17 protein-coding genes and 3 pseudogenes are annotated in these 19,177 nt (G+C 64.5%); 11 read left to right on the top strand and 9 right to left on the bottom strand.

The features are described 5' to 3' along the window. Nucleotides 1-147 precede the first annotated feature (147 nt). The 6 genes and pseudogenes from rpsM (at nt 148) to V5279_RS27310 (ending at nt 4,098) form a co-directional block, all read left to right on the top strand. Nucleotides 148-516 carry a 30S ribosomal protein S13 gene (gene rpsM, locus V5279_RS27335; RefSeq protein WP_029081754.1) on the top strand — a complete coding sequence of 123 codons (369 nt, stop codon included), beginning with the start codon at nt 148-150 and terminating at the stop codon, nt 514-516. A gap of 115 nt (nt 517-631) precedes the next feature. Continuing rightward, nucleotides 632-1,021 (top strand): 30S ribosomal protein S11, encoded by a 390-nt coding sequence (gene rpsK, locus V5279_RS27330; RefSeq protein WP_006021048.1) that lies wholly within the window; start codon nt 632-634, stop codon nt 1,019-1,021. Nucleotides 1,022-1,151: 130 nt separating this feature from the next. Then, nucleotides 1,152-2,171: a DNA-directed RNA polymerase subunit alpha gene (locus tag V5279_RS27325; protein WP_029081753.1), complete on the top strand. Its 1,020-nt coding sequence runs from the start codon at nt 1,152-1,154 to the stop codon at nt 2,169-2,171. Nucleotides 2,172-2,294: 123 nt separating this feature from the next. Further along, nucleotides 2,295-2,711, top strand: a complete 417-nt coding sequence (gene rplQ, locus V5279_RS27320; RefSeq protein ID WP_028335465.1) for a 50S ribosomal protein L17 — start codon at nt 2,295-2,297, stop codon at nt 2,709-2,711. A gap of 285 nt (nt 2,712-2,996) precedes the next feature. Beyond that, entirely contained in the window at nt 2,997-3,791 is a 795-nt protein-coding gene (locus V5279_RS27315) for an SDR family oxidoreductase (protein WP_338689802.1), read from the top strand. Nucleotides 3,792-3,800: 9 nt separating this feature from the next. Continuing rightward, a pseudogene (locus tag V5279_RS27310) lies at nt 3,801-4,098 on the top strand (DUF1330 domain-containing protein). On the opposite strand, the gene V5279_RS27305 reads toward V5279_RS27310, so the two are convergent. Together V5279_RS27305 and V5279_RS27300 are read right to left on the bottom strand one after the other, a co-directional pair. Then, on the bottom strand, nt 4,095-4,469 hold the full coding sequence (locus V5279_RS27305) for a hypothetical protein (RefSeq protein WP_338689799.1): 375 nt from the start codon (nt 4,467-4,469) through the stop codon (nt 4,095-4,097). The pseudogene V5279_RS27310 and the gene V5279_RS27305 sit on opposite strands and share 4 nt — an antisense overlap. Nucleotides 4,470-4,683: 214 nt before the next feature. Continuing rightward, nucleotides 4,684-5,187, bottom strand: a pseudogene (locus V5279_RS27300) (ATP-binding protein); the annotation flags it as partial. Nucleotides 5,188-5,493: 306 nt separating this feature from the next. On the opposite strand from V5279_RS27300, the gene V5279_RS27295 reads away from it, so the two are divergent. Continuing rightward, complete coding sequence (locus V5279_RS27295) at nt 5,494-5,682, top strand: hypothetical protein (RefSeq protein ID WP_207835012.1); 189 nt, start codon at nt 5,494-5,496, stop codon at nt 5,680-5,682. Next, nucleotides 5,663-7,732, top strand: a complete 2,070-nt coding sequence (locus V5279_RS27290) for a recombinase family protein (RefSeq protein WP_173640842.1) — start codon at nt 5,663-5,665, stop codon at nt 7,730-7,732. Before V5279_RS27295 ends, V5279_RS27290 begins: the two co-directional genes overlap by 20 nt. A gap of 34 nt (nt 7,733-7,766) precedes the next feature. Here V5279_RS27290 and V5279_RS27285 read toward each other — a convergent pair. From V5279_RS27285 to V5279_RS27265, 5 genes and pseudogenes are all read right to left on the bottom strand, one after another. Further along, nucleotides 7,767-8,114: pseudogene (locus V5279_RS27285) on the bottom strand (ATP-binding protein); the annotation flags it as partial. After that, nucleotides 8,111-9,643, bottom strand: coding sequence for an IS21 family transposase (gene istA / locus V5279_RS27280; RefSeq protein WP_422389058.1), 1,533 nt, complete (start codon nt 9,641-9,643; stop codon nt 8,111-8,113). The gene istA and the pseudogene V5279_RS27285, both read right to left, overlap by 4 nt. Nucleotides 9,644-9,814: 171 nt before the next feature. Further along, nucleotides 9,815-10,501 carry a hypothetical protein gene (locus V5279_RS27275; protein ID WP_338689790.1) on the bottom strand — a complete coding sequence of 229 codons (687 nt, stop codon included), beginning with the start codon at nt 10,499-10,501 and terminating at the stop codon, nt 9,815-9,817. Between the two features lie 21 nt (nt 10,502-10,522). Beyond that, nucleotides 10,523-11,602, bottom strand: a complete 1,080-nt coding sequence (locus V5279_RS27270; RefSeq protein ID WP_166297345.1) for a phosphotransferase — start codon at nt 11,600-11,602, stop codon at nt 10,523-10,525. A gap of 242 nt (nt 11,603-11,844) precedes the next feature. Then, the gene (locus V5279_RS27265; protein ID WP_338689787.1) at nt 11,845-12,858 is read right to left on the bottom strand and encodes a zinc-binding alcohol dehydrogenase family protein; all 1,014 of its coding nucleotides are present in this window, start codon (nt 12,856-12,858) and stop codon (nt 11,845-11,847) included. Nucleotides 12,859-12,976: 118 nt separating this feature from the next. On the opposite strand from V5279_RS27265, the gene V5279_RS27260 reads away from it, so the two are divergent. After that, nucleotides 12,977-13,357, top strand: a complete 381-nt coding sequence (locus V5279_RS27260; protein WP_338689785.1) for a helix-turn-helix domain-containing protein — start codon at nt 12,977-12,979, stop codon at nt 13,355-13,357. 120 nt (nt 13,358-13,477) lie between these two features. Here the strand turns inward: V5279_RS27260 and V5279_RS27255 are convergent, their stop codons facing one another. Then, the gene (locus tag V5279_RS27255; protein WP_338689783.1) at nt 13,478-15,076 is read right to left on the bottom strand and encodes an OprO/OprP family phosphate-selective porin; all 1,599 of its coding nucleotides are present in this window, start codon (nt 15,074-15,076) and stop codon (nt 13,478-13,480) included. Between the two features lie 291 nt (nt 15,077-15,367). Here V5279_RS27255 and V5279_RS27250 point away from each other — a divergent pair, with 291 nt between their 5' ends. Together V5279_RS27250 and V5279_RS27245 are read left to right on the top strand one after the other, a co-directional pair. Beyond that, entirely contained in the window at nt 15,368-16,780 is a 1,413-nt protein-coding gene (locus V5279_RS27250; protein WP_338689781.1) for a DegQ family serine endoprotease, read from the top strand. 7 nt (nt 16,781-16,787) lie between these two features. Further along, nucleotides 16,788-18,122, top strand: a complete 1,335-nt coding sequence (locus tag V5279_RS27245; protein ID WP_338689779.1) for a replication-associated recombination protein A — start codon at nt 16,788-16,790, stop codon at nt 18,120-18,122. A gap of 4 nt (nt 18,123-18,126) precedes the next feature. On the opposite strand, the gene V5279_RS27240 is transcribed toward V5279_RS27245, so the two are convergent. Beyond that, nucleotides 18,127-19,065, bottom strand: coding sequence for an alpha/beta hydrolase (locus V5279_RS27240; RefSeq protein ID WP_338689777.1), 939 nt, complete (start codon nt 19,063-19,065; stop codon nt 18,127-18,129). Between the last annotated feature and the right edge of the window lie 112 nt (nt 19,066-19,177).

The following is a 19,177-nucleotide window of genomic DNA, read 5'->3' as shown; positions in this document are numbered from 1 at the left end:
GCATCCAAGTTGGATAGTTTTATGACGATGCCGGGCCCCGAAGGACACGAGGGGAGGGCGTCGTGTTCGCGTTTGTGGACACGAGCCCGAAGAACAAGAACTTGAGCAGCCCGTATCCGTGATGGATCGGCGACAGGAGAGAAGTCCGTGGCCCGTATTGCCGGCGTCAACATTCCGACCAACAAGCGCGTCCTGATCGCGCTTCAGTACATCCATGGCATCGGCCAGAAGAACGCGGCCGACATCATGGAGAAGACCAAGATTCCGGTCGACCGTCGCGTCAATCAGTTGACCGACCAGGAGGTCCTGCAGATCCGCGAAGTCATCGACCGCGACTATCTGGTCGAGGGCGACCTCCGGCGCGAAGTCGGCATCAACATCAAGCGGCTGATGGACCTCGGCTGCTATCGCGGCCTGCGTCATCGCCGCGGTCTGCCGGTGCGCGGTCAGCGCACCCACACCAATGCGCGTACGCGCAAGGGGCCGGCCAAGGCGATCGCCGGCAAGAAGAAGTAAGTTTTGCGAATTGCAGGTGGGGAGTAGCGAATTGAAGTTCGCTACTCGCCATTTGCGTTTTGAGGTGTAGCCGCTGGCACTACGGCGGCGCTTGAGATCACAGGAAAGGTTTGAAATGGGCAAGGAAGCCACCCGCGTACGCCGCCGCGAACGCAAGAACATCGCCTCTGGCATCGCGCACGTGAATTCGTCGTTCAACAACACGACCATCACCATCACCGACGCGCAAGGCAACACCATCGCCTGGTCGTCGGCCGGCACGATGGGCTTCAAGGGCTCGCGCAAGTCGACCCCCTATGCCGCGCAGGTCGCGGCCGAAGACGTCTCCAAGAAGGCGCAGGAACACGGCATGCGCACGCTGGAGGTTGAAGTGGCCGGCCCGGGTTCGGGCCGTGAGTCGGCGCTGCGCGCGCTGCAGGCCGCGGGCTTCACCGTCACCTCGATCCGCGACGTGACCACGATCCCGCACAATGGCTGCCGTCCGCGCAAGCGTCGGCGCGTTTGATCTGTAAGTCGCGGGCGGCGGTCTGCCGCCCTGCGATGGTTTTTGGAATTGACCGCGCGGACTGTCCCGCGATCTCCAACGCCAGGTTCGGCCATTCGACTGGCCCTGCGACTGGCAAAGGGTGAAAAAAGTGACGATCCAGAAAAATTGGCAAGAACTCATTCGACCGAACAAGCTGCAGGTGACGCCGGGCTCGGACGCGAGCCGGTTCGCCACCGTCGTCGCCGAACCGCTCGAGCGTGGCTTCGGCCAGACGCTCGGCAACGCGCTGCGCCGCATCCTGCTGTCCTCGCTGCAGGGCGCGGCAGTGCAGTCGGTGCATATCGACGGCGTGCTGCACGAGTTCTCCTCGATCGCCGGTGTGCGTGAAGACGTCACCGACATCGTGCTCAACATCAAGGACATCGCGATCAAGATGCAGGGCGAAGGCCCCAAGCGCATGGTCGTCAAGAAGCAGGGCCCGGGCGCCGTCACCGCTGGCGACATCCAGACCGTCGGCGACGTCGTGGTGCTCAATCCGGACCTGCAGATCTGCACGCTGGACGACGGCGCCGAGATCCGCATGGAATTCACGGTCGCGACCGGCAAGGGCTATGTCGCCGCCGAACGCAACCGTCCCGAGGATGCCCCGATCGGCCTGATCCCGGTCGACAGCCTGTTCTCGCCGGTCCGCAAGGTCTCCTACAAGGTCGAGAACACCCGTGAGGGCCAGATCCTCGACTACGACAAGCTGACCATGACGATCGAGACCAACGGCGCGATCACGCCGGATGACGCGGTGGCCTACGCTGCGCGCATCTTGCAGGATCAGCTCAACGTGTTCGTCAACTTCGAAGAGCCGCGCAAGGAAGTCACGCAGGAGATCATCCCCGATCTCGCGTTCAACCCGGCGTTCCTCAAGAAGGTCGACGAGCTTGAGCTGTCGGTGCGTTCGGCAAACTGCCTGAAGAACGACAACATCGTCTACATCGGCGACCTCGTGCAGAAGTCGGAAGCGGAAATGCTCCGCACCCCGAACTTCGGCCGCAAGTCGCTGAACGAGATCAAGGAAGTGCTGGCCCAGATGGGTCTGCATCTCGGCATGGAAGTGCCGGGCTGGCCGCCGGAGAACATCGACGAGCTCGCCAAGCGCTTCGAGGATCACTACTGAGCATCACGCTTGAACAAGAAGGCGAAAACGCCTGATGGCGTTTTCGCGGGCGAACGCAGGCAGCCCACCTGAGCAACATGTCCGACGAACCGTCGCGGCAGATTACAAAGTAAGGAATAGACTATGCGTCACGGCAAGGTTCATCGGAAGCTCAACCGCACCGCCGAGCACCGGCGTGCGATGTTCGCCAACATGGCGGCCGCGCTGATCAAGCACGAGCAGATCGTCACCACGCTGCCGAAGGCCAAGGAGCTGCGGCCGATCGTCGAGAAGCTCGTCACCCTCGGCAAGAAGGGCGGGCTGGCCCTGCGCCGTCAAGCGATCTCGGAGCTGCGCGACGTCGACCAGGTCAGGAAGCTGTTCGACACGCTGGCGACCCGCTACAAGGACCGCCAGGGCGGCTACACCCGCATCATCAAGGCCGGCTTCCGCTACGGCGATAACGCGGCGATGGCCGTGATCGAGTTCGTCGATCGCGACGTCGACGCCAAGGGCCAGGACTCCGGTCCGACCCAGGACAAGGAAGCCGAGGCGGCGTAAGCCGGTCTCGAGCCAAGGTTTTAAAGCGGCGCCTCCGGGCGCCGTTTTTCGTTGTTGGTGGCGTCGCTCTATCCCCGTCGTCGTCCTGGCGAATGCCAGGACCCCTACCGCGGGATTTATCAAGCGGGCACAATGGCCAACGCCGGTTTCATCCACCGGTGGCAGTGGGTCCTGGCTTTCGCCAGGACGACGAGATGTCTTCTACTTCCTCACGCGTCGGTGAGATGCAATTGCGGTGCATCATGCCGCGCCCGATATCTCCTTCAACATCAAAGGAGATGACAGATGAAAATCGACCTTTCCGGAAAGACTGCGCTGGTGACCGGCTCGACCGCGGGCATCGGCAACGCCATTGCAAAAGGACTGGCCGGGACCGGCGCCGAGGTCGTCATCAACGGCCGCGGTCAGGCCAAGGTCGATGCGGCAGTCGCCGCGATCGCAAAGGCGGTGCCGGGCGCCAAGATCCGCGGCATTGCCGCCGACGTCTCGACATCAGCCGGCTGCAAGGCGCTGCTGGCGGCGCTGCCCGAGGTCGACATCCTCGTCAACAATGCCGGCATCTTCGAGCCGAAGCCGTTCTTCGACATTCCCGACGAGGACTGGAGCCGCTTCTTCGAAGTCAACGTGATGTCGGGGGTGCGGCTGTCGCGCGGCTACATGCAGGGCATGCTGAAGCGCAACTGGGGCCGCATCGTCTTCATCTCCTCGGAATCCGGCCTCAACATCCCGACCGAGATGATCCATTACGGCACGACCAAGACCGCGCAGCTTGCGATCGCGCGCGGGCTCGCACAGCTGACCCGCGGCACCGCGGTCACCGTCAACTCGGTGCTGCCCGGGCCGACCATGTCCGAGGGCGTCGAGACCTTCGTCAAGGATCTGGCGAAGCAGAACGGCCAGTCGGTCGAGGAGGCGGCCTCCAACTTCGTCAAGCAGCACCGGCCGACCTCGCTGCTGCAGCGCTTTGCCAGCACCGAGGAGATCGCCAACCTCGTGGTCTATGTCTGCTCCAAGCAGGCCTCCGCCACCAATGGCGCCGCGCTGCGCGCCGAGGGCGGCATCGTCAACACCATCGCATGAGGTGCGGCCATGTCAGCCTATGTGATTTCCGAAGTCGACGTGAAGGAGGCCGCGGGCTTCGAGGCCTATCGTTTCGATCGCCGCCAGGGCGATCGCGCAATATGGCGGGCGTTATCTGGTGCGCGGCGGTGCTGCTGAAGTGGTTGAGGGCGGACCGCCGCCAAACAACATCATCGTCGCCGAATTCCCGTCGATGGCGCGTCTGCGCGAGTGGTACGCGTCGGCGGGATATGCCGAGGCGCTGAAGCATCGGCGCACTGCGCTCGACCGCCGGCTGATATTCGTCGAGGGCGTGCCGCCGAGCTAACCTTTGGCTCCGTCGAGGAATTCGCTGAAGCCTGAGGGACGGTAGGGGCCGAAGCACAATTGCTCGAGAACGCCGATTCCGGTCCGGTCGCCCTGGCGGGCGCGCACCACCTGTTGCACGTGCACGTTCTCGCGCGCCAGCGGGTCGAGCGTCGAAGGATCGAACGATTCGCCGCCGATCTCGAGCTCACCCTTCCACATGCCCTGGCCCCATTGCGGATGACCGTAGCCGAGGCCCTTCATCTGGAATTTGAGGATCGGATCGAGCGCGATCGTGCTGGTGTGGCCGTCGATGTCGACCAGGTCGATTTCAGCCGACTTCGCCAACCGTGTGTTCGGCACGTAGGTCACGCGGTGCCGCGCGGTCGCCATGCGGCGGTCGAGCCCGTCGACGACGCCGGGGACCTCGGCCTCGCTCTGGTAGAGCGGGGCGATGATGCCCTCGCGGACCAGCGCCTCGCCGCGCTATAGCGCGACAATCAGGATGAGAGCGGCGCGTCAATCAAGATGAGACGAGGCGGCCGAGTCAGGAGATAATTGACGCTGGCCGCCTACTTGGCAAGCGTTGATTGACGCTGCGCGACAATCAAGCGGCGCTGCCAGCGTCAATCACAGTCTTGTCGAGTTCGTTGGGGGTCGTGTGAACAGGTGGCCGGCCTGGACCGCGCTTGCGATCGAGGGCAACTTTTCGACGGTAACTTTCGACGTTCATCTCGAGGATCGTGGCGTGGTGGACCAAACGATCGATGGCAGCCAACGTCATTGCCTGGTCCGGGAAGATACGCCCCCATTCGCCAAATGGCTGATTGGCCGTGATCAGCAGCGAGCGTCGTTCGTAGCGGGCGGCGATCAACTCGAACAGCACACTGGTTTCCGCCTGATCCTTGCTCACATATGTGATGTCGTCGAGGATCAGGAGGTCATAGCGATCGAGTTTGGCGATCGCGGACTCCAGCGCCAGCTCGCGCCGCGCGACCTGCAGCCGTTGCACCAGATCAGTGGTGCGCGCGAAGAGAACGCGCCAACCGTTCTCGACGAGAGCCAGGCCGATCGCCGTGCCGAGATGGGTCTTGCCGCCGCCCGGCGGGCCAGCGTCATAATGCCGGGTGTCTGGGATCTGAGGTTGAGATCCTCTACCCATTTCATCCGCGATGTGGAGCGTTAGTCGTCGTTGTCGCCCGCAAGCGGCTCGGGAGTGAGACGCATTTTGTTATCAGACAACCTGATGCGACGTTAACGCTTCTGCCGGCATGGATGACGGCCCCCGCCGCCGCTTCCTTCCGACTGACGGCTGATCCGCGGCTTCCGGTGGATCGTCTGCTGGAGGCGCGCGTTCTTGCCGACGCGGTCTTAGCCTCCTCTCCCAGGGAATCGTCCCAATCGCGAGGAGGCGGTCATGGCGGACGCATCACGTCGTCAGGGGGATCTTTTCGGGAGCCCTCCAAAATACAGCAGCATTCCAATCGAAGCCCACCAGCAAATGTTGGAGCTGTTGAAGGAGCTTCTGACCGAAGCACTCACCGACAGCGCGGTCGACGCAAACGACGTGAACCGGGAGGACAGCGGTGAGCAAGATCACGCCTGAGCACCTTGCTCGCCAGGCCGTCGTGTACGTTCGTCAGTCGACGGCCGACCAGGTTATCAACAACCGAGAGAGCCAGCGCCGCCAGTACGGCTTGGCCGACCGTGCGCGGCAGCTGGGCTGGAGCGAGGTGGTCGTGATCGACGATGATCTCGGTCGCTCTGGTGGCGGCACCACGCGTCCCGGGTTCGAGAAGCTGCTTGCCGCCATTTGCGAAGGGCGAGTTGGCGCTGTGGTCTCGATTGAGGCCTCTCGGCTGGCCCGCAACGGCAGGGATTGGCATACGCTCCTGGAGTTCTGCGGGCTCGTCGGAACACTGATCGCCGATGAGGACGGCGTCTATGATCCGCGCCACCCCAATGATCGCCTTCTGCTCGGCATGAAGGGCACAATGAGCGAGATGGAGCTGTCTATCTTTCGGCAGCGCTCGCTTGAAGCCTTGAAGCAGAAGGCCCGCAGGGGGGAGCTCTTCCTCAACGTTGCAATCGGTTATCTCAAAGTCTCCCACGATCGGATCGAGAAGGACCCTGATCGGCGCATTCAGGAGGCGCTCGCACTCGTGTTCACCAGGTTTGCTGAGATGCAGACACTTCGCCAGGTCCACCTGTGGTTACGGCAAGAACGAATCACTTTGCCCGCGGTCAGCCATGGCCCCGAGGGTCGCCACGTCGAGTGGAAGTTACCAGTCTACAATACGATCTATCACATCCTTACCAATCCCATCTATGCTGGCGCCTACGCCTTCGGGCGCTCGGGCAGTCGGGTGACGATCGAGGCCGGCCGCAAGAGGATCGTGCGGGGCTTCCGGCGGGAGCGCAGCGACTGGGAAGTTTTGATCAAGGATCACCATGAGGGCTACATTACGTGGGCGGAGTTCGAGAGGAATCAGCGCTTGATCACCGATAACGCCAATGGGAAGAGCTTCATGAGTCGTGGCTCGGTCCGCTGCGGCGAGGCCCTTCTTGCAGGGCTCCTTCGTTGCGGTCACTGCGGTCGCAAACTTCACGTTGCCTACAGTGGCACGCACGGCACTGTTGGGCGTTATCATTGCCGCGGTAGCCAGATCAACCATGGCGGAGATCCGTGCATCTCATTCGGCGGCCTGCGCGTGGATCGCGCAATCAGCGCGGAAGTCATCGCACGTTTGCAGCCGCTCGGTGTCAAGGCTGCGCTGGCTGCCATGGAGGCTCGCGGCCGTGAGCACGCCGAGAAGCTGCGCCAACTTGAACTGGCTCTGGAGCAAGCGCGCTATGAGGCCACTCGTGCTCGTCGGCACTATGAGGCCGTCGATCCCGACCATCGCTTGGTAGCTGGCGAGTTGGAGCGGCGTTGGAATGAACGCCTGCTGGCTGTCCGCGCGCTCGAGGATGAGCGCGGGGCGTTTTTAGCCAAGCCGGAGACGACTCTGAGCGAGGCGGATCGCGAGCGGTTACTCGCGCTTGGCTCCGATTTGGAGCGAGCCTGGAACAGCCCTGGGGCGACGCCTGCGACGCGCAAGCGGATCATCCGAACTGTGATCCGCGAGATCGTTGTGCGCGTCCACGATGAGGCGATCGAGCTTGTCATCCACTGGCAGGGCGGCGATCATACAGCACTGAAGACCAGGAAGAACCGTACGGGTCAACACCGCTGGAGGACGTCCGCGGATGCCATCGATCTCGTGCGTGTTCTGGCACGGCAGATGCCCGACAACACGATCGCGGCAGTCCTCAACCGGGCCGGCAAGTCGACGGGGCGGGGTAACAATTGGACCCGCGCCCGCGTTTGCCACTTGCGCAACCAGCAGGCTATCGCGCCCTACCGAGAGGGCGAACGCAAGGAGAGAGGAGAAATCACTCTGGATGAAGCCGCCGCAGCCTTGCAGGTCAGCCCATCGACGGTTCACCGTCTGATCGCGGAGCAGAGCTTACCTGCGCACCAGCTGTGCAAAGGCGCACCTTGGGTGATCAAAGCGCTTGATCTGGAGCAACCCGAGGTCAAGAAGGCCGCGCAGGCGCGACGCTTCCGGCGGCCGCCGTCCGACGATCTGCGCCAAAGAGAGCTTGAACTATAACGGCATAGCGAGGTGAGCAGTATGAATCGGACTCGGGTGGACCGAACAAGAGCAAATTGGCGCCGGCCTTCAACCAGGCGTCGCCAGCGGCGAGCGCCATCGCCTGTGCCTTTGATAGCATCGGCACGCTTTCGAAGTCGAAGGTGGCGAGCGTCTTGCCGGCGGGCAAACGCGCTTCCACCATGTGTCGCTCGATCCGACGGCGGGTGCGATCGGCCGCCTCGTGCTCGGCAAGGGCGGCGAGGAAGCGGGCGGCAGGCCACCCTTCCTTGTCCGACTGTGCGGCGAGCTTCGGCCAGATCGCCTTGACGCCCGGCAGGCGGAGCTCATTGAGAAGCAGCTCGACACGGGCAGCATCGACGGAGGTAGCGATACCGGTCATGCTGCCTCTCCCAGGTTCGAGCGGCCCGACATGACGCTGACGGAGGCGAGTTCATCGTAGACGTCGAGCGGCGCCAGCTTGACGGCGACACGCGGGATCGAGGCCGCCTCGGGTCGGAAGCGGTCGCGCAGCGCGGCAAGATCGGGTAACTGTCCGGCGTCCAGATCCATCGCGATCACCTCGGCGAGTTCTGCTTCGCAGGCGCGCTCGTGAGCCAGCGCCAGAAGCTCGACCGTCACCTTGCAGGCGCGCCGGTCATCACCATGCTCCCGCAAGGTCTCGAACAGACGTTTGTAAGCTGCACGCGGGAAGAGTTGGTCGCGATAAACGAGATTGAGGAGCGCCATCGGCTTGCGCCGCAGGGCATGGATGACGTGCCGGTAATCCACAACATGACCGCCCTGGCTCTCGGACACAGGCCGACCGCGCCGCAGCGTCACGACCGGCGTGACGCCAAGGAAGCATTCGAGCCGGTCGTCGAAGATGCGCACACGCAGGCGATGGCCGATCAATCTTGAAGGCACGGTGTAGAATACGCGCCGCAGGATGAAGCCGCCTGACGACGTCACCGGGATCACTTTCTCCTCGAAGTCGGTCGTGCGGCCTTTTGGCAGCGGCGCCAAGGCCTCCTTCTCGAGCGCGATCGGCTTGGCGAGGTTGGCGTTGCGCCGGCCGACAATCTCGTCGACAAAAGCCCGGTACGCATCGAGACTGGCGAACTCGCGCGTCCCCCGCAGCAACAGCGCATCTTCCAGTGCCCGCTTGAGATGGCCGTGCGCGCTCTCGATCGAGCCGTTCTCATGTGCGATGCCCGCATTGTTGCGCGTTGGCGCCATGCCATAGTGGCCCATCAGCCCGGCGTAGCGCTGCGTCAGATCCCCCCGTGCGTCGGCGGCCAGATTGCGGAATGCTGCCGACAGGCTGTCGCTGCGATGCTCCCGCGGCACGCCGCCAAGCGCCCACAGCGCGTTCTGCAAGCCCTCCGCCAGGGCGACGAAGCTTTCGCCGCCGAGCACGACATGGACATGCTCGAAGCCGGAGAACGCCAACCGGAAGTGATAGAGCCGGTGATCGAGCGGCTCACCCGCGATGGTAATACCGAGCGCGCTCACGTCGGTGAAGTCGGACAGACCCAGGCGGCCGGGCTCGTGCTGCTGGCGGAAGATCACGTCCTGTTCGGGGCCGTTGAGCGCCCGCCAGGCGTTGATGCGCCGCTCCAGCGTGCGGCGGATGTTCGGGTTCAAGTCATGATGCCGTCGGCGCAGCTCGTCCAGCACGCCGATCACGCGGATGCCGGGCGCAGCCTTCAGGATCGGAACGATCTCGGCGTCCCAATACTGCCCGAGCGGATCGGACCGGCGCCGGCCCCTCGGCGTCTTCTTCTGCGATGGCGGGCGACAATCGCCCTCGATTCGATACGCGCTTGCCTTCGAGAACCCCGCCTTGGCCGCGGCGGCCTCGGGGGACAGTGTCAGTCGGTACGTCATGTACAGCCTCATCTGGTGGTCGGTGATGTGGAGGCCAGGCAAGGCATCGATTCCCTCTTGTCGAGACGAACCAACAGCTTGCACCAGCCGCACCCGGCCGCCAGACGGGTCCAAAAACGCGCGACGCCGATGGGGACGGTCCTCCGGTCGGGCTGCGCCCTCCCTTCGGTCCGTCCCCATCGGCGCAGTCTCACCTTGATTGTCGCTGGAGTCTCACCCTGATCGCCGCCGCGCACCGCGCGTCCCATCGAAGAAGATGGCGTGCGAGATGTGGTCGTCCCAGACCAGCGGCGCCCAGAGGAAGAACACGCTCGGCGGTGGCATCGGCGCGCCTCCGACATCGCGTTCGCCGACATTGCGAACGCCCCAGGAGCGATCCTTGGTGCCGTAGCATGAGCGATCGTCGACCTTGATCTCGCCATCGGGGTGACTGATGACGCCGTGCCAGCGGCCGAACTGGTCGAACCGGGTCGAGTCCATCGCGCGGCGGTCGCCCGACCAAAGCGTCTGGCGCGCTTCCTGGATCGCAGTGGTGCGCGCGGAAAAGGTCAGGTCGCAGGCCAGCCCCGTCGCATTGTCTTCGAGCACGACCCGGGTGCGCAGCATCGGTTCGAGCACCTCGAGTCTGAAAGGACCGACCAGCATCTCGGTGCGCTCGATCGGCGCGCGCCGCGAACCGTAGAAGCAGTGCTGCCGTCCGCCGCGCTCGACGACGCTGAACGCGCAATCGAGGATCTTGCGGTGCGGATAGATCGCGATGCCGATGCCGAAATAATACGCGCCGTCGGTGGTGTAGCCATTGAACCAGGTGCGGTCATAGACATTGCGGTCGCTGGTGATGGGGACCGCGATCGGTTCCGGCGTCTGGTGGATCGGGAAGTCGTCGAGTTTGTTGAGCACGCAAATCCCTTTCGGTACCCCTTAGTCCTGCCAGTATGCAAAACTGTCGTGATCCAGCGCTTGCGCGCAGGCGCCGCGGGTCATCTTCAGGAACAGTGCGTCGCCGCGTTCGGAGCGCTGCACGCTGAGCGCAGAGACGACGCCCATCATGATGCCATGCAGGGTGTAGCGCCGGTAATCCCGCCAGCACTGGTCCCAGCCATAGTCCCGCACGCCGCGCCGGATCAGTTCCGAATGATATGATCGCACCAGATCGGTTTCGTGAAGCCGCCGTTCTGACGGTTCGATGCCGGCCGACAGGAAATAGGCGACGTCGACGATTCCAGGGCCAACCGTCAGCGTCTGCCAATCCAGCGTCGCCATCGGTCGGGTATTGCCGCGGACGTCAAACAGGATGTTATCCAGCCTGAAGTCCGCATGCTGCAGGGTTCGCGGCGTCGATTGCTCCGACTGGTAGCGCGGGACCGCGTCCGGAAGCCGGTCGATCAGATCAAGGAATTCCGGCTCGATCACGCCACGATATCGCTCCTTGTAGTGACCGATGATGGCGGGCAGCGTCGCACGGAAATCCTTGCGTCGGCTTGCGGCCACCACGAAGCAGTGCACCGCGTCCAGCGTCGGATCGCTCCATCGCGGCGCGTGCAGCGCAGCGGCCTCGGCCATCGCTGTCCGGCAGTCCGCGATCGAGCATCCGGCGAGCTGGTCGCCCTGGCGTGCGGGCGCCAGATCTTCGAGAATCAGCGTGAAGTCATCGGTCGCCGGATCGATTTCGGCGAGGATCGGCCGCGGGGTGTGAATGGCGACGGTCGCCGCCAGCTCGCGATAGAACGCGACCTCGCGAACATAAAGCATGTGCGCGGAACCGGAGCGGCGGCTGTCGGGATCTGCGGCAGGGAATTTGCCGATGACGCTCAAGGGTGCGTCCGGCGCGTCGCCGTCATAGGTCAGACGAAATCGATAGGAGTCGCCGACGAGGCCATTGCCAACGGGCTTGCAGGCGAGATCGATGACCCTGACCTGGTCGATCACACCGGCTTCGCGCAGCGCCCGCGTCATCCACTCCGGATCGATCCGCGAAGGATCGGCCGTGAGCAAATTCATCGGTTTCCTCCCATCCCCGTGGGCGTCACCACCGCTCCAGCCGCTTCTCGCGTCGGCCGGATTGAGGACGGGGTGATCGTTGCGCAAACTATACAGGCGATGTCGCGGCTTTGGCAAAAGCGACGCGGCGGCCTGTGGGGAAGTCGGGCAGGGCGGGTTAGCGTCAGCGTAACCCGCCGTCCTTGGCGAGGCGGTGGGTTACGGCTTCGCCTAACCCACCCTCCGCATTCGTCCCGATCGTACTACCAGCCTTCCAGCACGATCTTGCCGCGCGACTTGCCGCTTTCCAGCAGCGCATGGGCGCGCTTGAGGTTGGCGGCGTTGATGGTGCCGAAGGTTTGATCGAGCGTGGTGCGCAGCACGCCCTTGTCGATGAGGTCGGCGACATCGTTGAGAAGATGATGCTGCGCGATCATATCAGGCGTCTGGAACGACGAGCGCGTGAACATCGATTCCCAGTGCACCGAGACCGCCTTGCCCTTGAACGCGGCGACGTTGAACTCCGAGGGATCGTCGATCAGGCCGAACTTGCCCTGCGGTGCGATGAAGTCGGCGATCGACTTGTAGTGCTGGTCAGTGAAGGTGAGGCTGGCGACGAGCCCGACCGGCGGCAGCTTCAGCTTCTCGATCTGCTCCTTCATCGGCTGCGAGTGATCGATCACCGCGTGCGCACCGAGATCGAGGCACCATTTTTGCGATTCCGGCCGCGTCGCGGTGGCAACCACGGTGAGGCCGGTAAGGCGGCGGGCAAGCTGGATCAGGATCGAGCCGACGCCGCCGGCGCCGCCGGTGATCAGCAGCGTACGCGGGTCGAGACTCTTGCCCGGCACGGCGCCGAGCCGGTCGAACAACAGCTCCCATGCGGTGATCGAGGTCAGGGGCAGGGCAGCCGCTTGCGCGAAGGACAGCGATGCCGGCTTGTTGCCGACGATGCGTTCGTCGACCAGATGAAATTCCGAATTGGTGCCCTGGCGCAGGATCGAGCCCGCGTAAAACACCTCGTCGCCGGGCTTGAAGAGCGAGACGTCGGGCCCGACGGCATCGACCACGCCGGCTGCGTCAAAGCCGAGGATCTTGTAGCCGCCGTCGGTCGGCGCCGCGCGCTTGCGCACCTTGTAGTCGACCGGGTTGGCCGAGATGGCCCTCACCGCAACCCTGATGTCGCGCCCCTTCGGCTCGGGCTTGGCGATCTCGAAATCGACGAGCGAGTCCGCCGCCTCGATCGGCAGCGATTTTTGGTATCCGACGGCCTTCATGCCTGGTCTCCGTAATGGGCGATTGCCTGCCGTGATAACTGTCGCGCTGGCGTCCATTTGGCAAGTACTGTAAATTCAGGGAACTAGTCCCTGTTTGTATACTATTGGGAAAATACCGATGAAACGGAAGAATTTTGCGCGCCGGCCGGGCTGCGCCGTAGAGGCGGCGCTCGACCTGATCGACGGCAAATGGAAGGGCGTGATCCTGTATCATCTGCAGGCCGGCACCCAGCGCTTCGGCGAGTTGCGGCGGCGGATGCCCGGCATCACCCAGCGCATGCTGACCAAGCAGCTGCGTGCGCTCGAGGACGATGGTCTCGTGATCCGCAAGGTCTATGCCGAAGTGCCGCCGCGGGTCGAATACACGCTCTCCGAACTCGGCGAGAGCTTGCGTCCGGTGATCGATATTCTGAAAGCGTGGGGCGAGAGCCATCAGGAGCGGCTGTCCTGCGCGCCGGCGCCCGAGGTCATTGTGAAGAAGCCGAAGCGCGCGGCTTGAGCGCTTTCGAGCGAAGCGGGGACCGGTTCGTGTCAAGAAAACGCGTCAAACGAACGCTCAAATGAAAACGGCCGGAGCGATGCCCCGGCCGTCTGTTTGTTGACGACAAATCGGATCGTCTCAGAACGCAACCTGCGTGCGCAGCGCGACCGCATCAAACTTCGAGCCGACATCCGCAGTCGAAGTCGCCGACGCCTGCTTGGCGACGTCGCCGTGCAGGTAGTTCAGCATGAAGCGGACGTTGTTGTTGACGTACCAGTTCAGCGCCGCGGTGTAGACGGTCTGCCGTCCACCGGCGATGCCGACCGCCTGGCCGATCTGATCGTTGAGGTTCATCTGGCTGACGCGGCCGGCGATTTCCCAGGCGCCCCAGCCGCCGCTGGCGAGCGAGAACGGATCATGCGGCTTGATACCGCCATAGGAGGCCGTTGCCGGGTTGTAGGCGTGATTCTCGCCGGTCAGCACATAGCCGACCTGCGCGTAACCGCCGTCGAATTTCAGGCTCGACGCACCGAACGGCGGCAGCCCGGTATTCGCAGTGCGGTCGATATTGAACCAGTAGTACTCGCCTTGTGCAATGAACGGACCATAGGTCGCAGCCGCTTCGACGCCGTAGACCTGCGCCCCGGAGACGTTGGCGATCGCACCGGTCGAAATCAGCGTCGTCGGATCGATGCGCAGCTCGGGCCGGTCGCTGAGCGTCAGGGTCTGCGCCTGCGTCACCAGATTGCGCGGCGGCTGGATCAGCCATTCCGCGTCGGCGCCGATATGGACCGAATAGTTGTTGCCGCTGATCGGATTGCCGGCGACGCGGACGACCGCGCCATACTGCTCCGATGATCCGGGCGGGGTGACGCTGGACGCCGAGTGAATCTGGCCGGTGGTCGGTCCGGTGACATAGCCGCCGAGCCAGAGCTGGTCATTCCACCAGCGGCTGCCAGCGGCCGAACGGAAGTCGCCTGCCGCGACGTTCTGCGCGATGATGCCGGCCGAGGCGCGCTCCATGAACAGGATGTCGTTGGAGCTGGTGGACTCGTCGAGCGTCCAGGGCAGATCCATGATGCCGCCTTCGATCGCCATCTTGCCGCCGAACGGCTTGAAGCCGGTATAGCTGAGATAGGCATTCTCGACGCCGGAGGTGCCGCCGCCGGGCAGCGATCCCGCCGCCGTGCCACCGAAGCCGTCCGACGAGCCGCCGAAGTCGTAGATCAGCGCGTAATTCCAGTCGCCGAAGAATTTGCCGATCACGCCGATGCGGGCGCGGCGCAGATTCTCGCCGCTGTCGAGCTTCTGCGGCGACGTGCCCGCGGTGTTCGGACGATAGTCGTAACCGCCGACATCCCAGTGGATGCGGCTCGTGATCGCGATGCAGTTCTGTTCGTCCGCGGTGCAGATCGTCGGCCGGTTGTTCGGCAATGTCACCACGACGCCCGAAGGCGCGACTGGACCCTTGACCGGGATGGCGGCATTGGCGGTTGCGACCCGCGCGGCCTTGGCGTCCGCGGCCTTCGCGTTGGCGTTTGCGCTGGCTGCGGTCGCGGTGTTGGCATTGGTCTGCTTCTGCAGTTTGTCGAGCTTCTGCTCGAGCATCTTCAGCTGCTGCTTCAGCAGCGCGATCTCCGCATCGCTGCCGCCTCCGGCCGATTGCGAGTAGGCCGGTGAGGCGGCGAGCACCCCGGCCAGCCCTATGGCGATTGCACCAACTTTTGTCGCACTCATTGTGCACCCCTGTTGTGTTTGAAGTCCCCACTCACTCACTGAAACGTCCTAGGAGTTGATCGTGACTGACGCACGACAGCGCTGCCTAGCATCGCAGTTCCGCTTGTTGTCCGCGGGCAACAAGCGGAGCGGCGCAGTGAGATGACAGTCATCATAGAAGTTTGGGGGCGCGCTTCAACGCGGCTGCCACGGGTTTTGCACCGCGGCGGCGGGGGGCAGTTATCGGGCCCGGCGCCCTTCAATTGCCCGGCGAACACGCCTATATTCCGGCGTTTTCCACGAGAGGTGAGAATGCTCCGACCCGCCCGCTTTGCTGCCCTATCCGCTCTGTGCACGTTGGCTTTCATCGGGAATCTCGGCCCGGCCGCGGCCCAGGACCGCCGCGTGCCGTCCTCGCAGGCCGAGCTGCAGCTGTCCTATGCGCCGATCGTGCAGCGGGTGCAGCCGGCGGTGGTCAATGTCTATGCCGCCAAGACCGTGCAGAACCGCAATCCATTCCTGGACGATCCTATTTTTCGTCGATTTTTCGGCGTGCCCGGGCAGCAGCCCGAGCAGATGCAGCGTTCGCTTGGCTCCGGCGTGATGGTCGATGGCTCGGGCCTCGTGGTCACAAACAATCACGTGATCGAGGGCGCCGACCAGGTAAAGGTCTCGCTTGCGGACAAGCGCGAATATGAGGCCGAGATCGTGCTGAAGGACAGCCGCACCGACCTTGCGGTGCTGCGGCTGAAGGGGACCAACAAGGAGAAATTCGCGACGCTGGATTTCGCGAACTCCGACCAGCTGCAGGTCGGCGACGTCGTGCTGGCGATCGGCAATCCGTTCGGCGTCGGCCAGACCGTGACGCACGGCATCATCTCGGCCCTGGCGCGCACTCAAGTCGGGATCACGGATTATCAATTCTTCATTCAGACCGATGCCGCGATCAATCCCGGCAATTCCGGCGGCGCGCTGGTCGACATGACCGGCCGGCTCGCCGGCATCAACACCGCGATCTTCTCGCGCTCCGGCGGCTCGCAGGGCATCGGCTTTGCGATCCCCGCCAACATGGTGCGCGTGGTGGTGGCCTCCGCGAAGGGCGGTGGCAAGGCGGTGAAGCGGCCATGGCTCGGCGCGCGGCTGCAGGCGGTCACACCGGAGATCGCCGAGACGCTCGGGCTGAAACTGCCGACCGGCGCGCTGGTCGCCAATGTCGCGCCGAACAGCCCGGCGGCGAAGGCCGGGCTGAAGCTCTCCGACCTGATCGTCGGGATCGACGGCCAGGCGATCGACGATCCCAACGCGTTCGACTACCGCTTCGCGACCCGCCCGCTCGGCGGCAGCGCGGAGATCGAGGTGCAGCGCGCCGGCAAGCCGGTAAAGCTCACCGTGCCGCTGGAGACCGCGCCCGATACCAACCGCGACGAGATCGTGCTGACTGCGCGCTCACCGTTCCAGGGCGCAAGGGTCGCCAACATCTCGCCGGCGCTGGCCGACGAGCTGCATCTCGACGCCGGCGCCGAGGGCGTCGTGGTGACCGAGCTTGCCGATGACGGCACCGCCGCCAATGTCGGTTTCCAGAAGGGCGACATCATCCTCGCCGTCAACAACGAGAAGATCGCGCGGACCAGCGACCTCGAGAAGGCATCGAAGACGGGGACGCGGGTCTGGCGCATCACGCTGGTGCGCGGCGGCCAGCAGATCAACGTGACGCTCGGCGGATGAGCCCCAAGTGAGCCCAAAGCAACCGCGGGAAGCCAGCAACCTGTTCGCTGCGGCGGGGATGGAGCAGGACGCGCCGCACCCGCTGCCGGACCGGCTGCGCCCGCGTACGCTGGCCGACGTCGTCGGCCAGGATCACATCCTCGGGCCCGACGGTGCGCTGACCCGCATGCTGGAGACGCGCACGCTGGGCTCGCTGCTGTTCTGGGGACCGCCCGGCACCGGCAAGACCACGGTGGCGCGGCTTCTGGCCGACGCCACCGAGCTGCATTTCGAGCAGATCTCCGCGGTGTTCTCCGGTGTCGCCGATCTGAAGAAGGCGTTCGATGCCGCGCGCGCCCGCCGCGAGACCGGCGAGGGCACGCTGCTGTTCGTCGACGAGGTGCACAGATTCAACCGCGCGCAGCAGGATTCCTTCCTGCCGGTGATGGAGGACGGCACCGTGGTGCTGGTCGGCGCCACCACCGAAAATCCGTCGTTCGAGCTCAACGCGGCGCTCTTGTCGCGCGCCCGCGTGCTGGTGTTTCACTCGCTCGATACCGCCGCGATCGAACGCCTGTTCGCCAATGCCGAGAAGGTCGAGGGCAAGAGCCTGCCGCTCGATGCGGAAGCCCGCGCCGTGCTGGTGCGGATGGCCGACGGCGACGGTCGCGCCTCGCTGACGCTCGCCGAGGAGGTCTGGCGCGCCGCGCGCAAGGGCGAGGTGTTCAACGCCGAGCAGCTGCAGGACATCCTGCAACGCCGCGCGCCGATCTACGACAAATCGGCCGACGGTCACTACAATCTGATCTCGGCGCTGCACAAGTCGGTGCGCGGCTCCGATCCGGATGCGGCGCTGTATTATCTCGCGCGCATGCTCGATGCCGGTGAGGATCCGCTGTTCCTGGCGCGGCGCGTGGTGCGCATGGCGGTCGAGGACATCGGGCTTGCCGATCCGCAGGCGCTGGCGGTCTGCAACGCCGCCAAGGATGCCTATGATTTCCTGGGCTCGCCCGAGGGCGAGCTCGCGATCGCGCAGGCCGTGGTCTATCTCGCCACCGCGCCGAAATCCAACGCGGTCTACACTGCGTTCGGCGCGGCGATGCAGACCGCAAAGCAGGGCGGCTCGCTGCTGCCGCCAAAGCACATCCTGAATTCGCCGACCAAGCTGATGAAGTCGGAGGGCTACGGCTCCGGCTATCAATATGATCACGACATGCCCGACGCGTTCTCCGGCCAGGACTATTTCCCGGAAGCGCTGGGCCGCCAGACTTTTTACGATCCGCCCGACCGCGGCTTTGAGCGCGAGATCCGCAAGCGGCTGGATTACTGGGACAGGCTGCGCAAGGAGCGGGGCGGCAAATAGCCCCTCACTTCACGCTCTTCACGAACTCCAAAATCTCGTCCGTCAGCCGCGTGTCCGGGGTGTTGATCGCATAGACCTCCGACATGTGGCTGTGCTGCGGCAGCATGAAGCTGCGGGCGCAGCCGCTTGGCCGCTTGCAGCTGGCCTGCTTCATGAGCTCGAACTGTTCGACGAAGCGCGGCGGATCGAGCTCGGCCGCGGTGATCAGGAACGGGATCGGGCTCGCAACGAGGCCCTGCAGCGAGGAGCGTTCGGCGTAGCGCGAGGGGTCGGAGCCGTAATAAGCGAGCTCGGCGTCGCCGGCCGGCGAGGCCGTTAGATCGTAGATGCCGGACACCATGATCGCGCCGGCAAGGCCGCCGCCCTTCACTTTGTGGAATTCGCCGTGCGCGACATAGCTTGCGACATGGAGCGCACCGGCCGACTGGCCCATCAGGAAGATGTGTTTGGGATCGCCGCCGCGGAGCGCGATGTTCTCCGCGACCCATTGCACGATCGCGCCCATGTCTTCGGCGCCCGCCGGCCACGGAAACGCCGGCGCCAGGCGATAGGTGGCGTTGACGCCGACAAAGCCGCTCTTGGCGGCCCACAGCATGACGTTGTCGTAGAACGGACTGCCGGGTGCGCGCTTGTCGCCGGCAATAAGGCCGCCGCCATGGATGTAGATCAGCACCGGCCGTGGCGGCGACGCTGTGTCCGGCGTGAAGACGTCGAGCAGATGGCGGTCGGCGAGGCCATACTTGACGTCGCGCTCGACCCTGACGCCCTGATAGGGCTCCCTCTGTTGCAGCGGTGCGTAGAGCGCGGCTGTCTTGGGCATCTCGACGACGCGGCCGAGTTCCAGGAGCTTCCAGGCCAGATCTTCCGGCATCGGGCTCTCCTGGGCCAGCGCCGGGCCCGCGAGCATCAGGGCCGCCGCCAAAGCCGATACCGCCAGTCTCATTCCTTGGCTCTGTCGCTTGCCGTGTGCGGCCGGACGTGGCCGATGTGGCAGGATTTATACCGATTTCGCCGTGACGATTCGCGGCATTTGCGCTACCCAACGGCTTAACTTC

The organism is Bradyrhizobium sp. 26S5 (assembly GCF_036923295.1).
Lineage (GTDB): Bacteria > Pseudomonadota > Alphaproteobacteria > Rhizobiales > Xanthobacteraceae > Bradyrhizobium > Bradyrhizobium septentrionale.
This window is presented reverse-complemented; position numbering and strand designations above follow the sequence as displayed.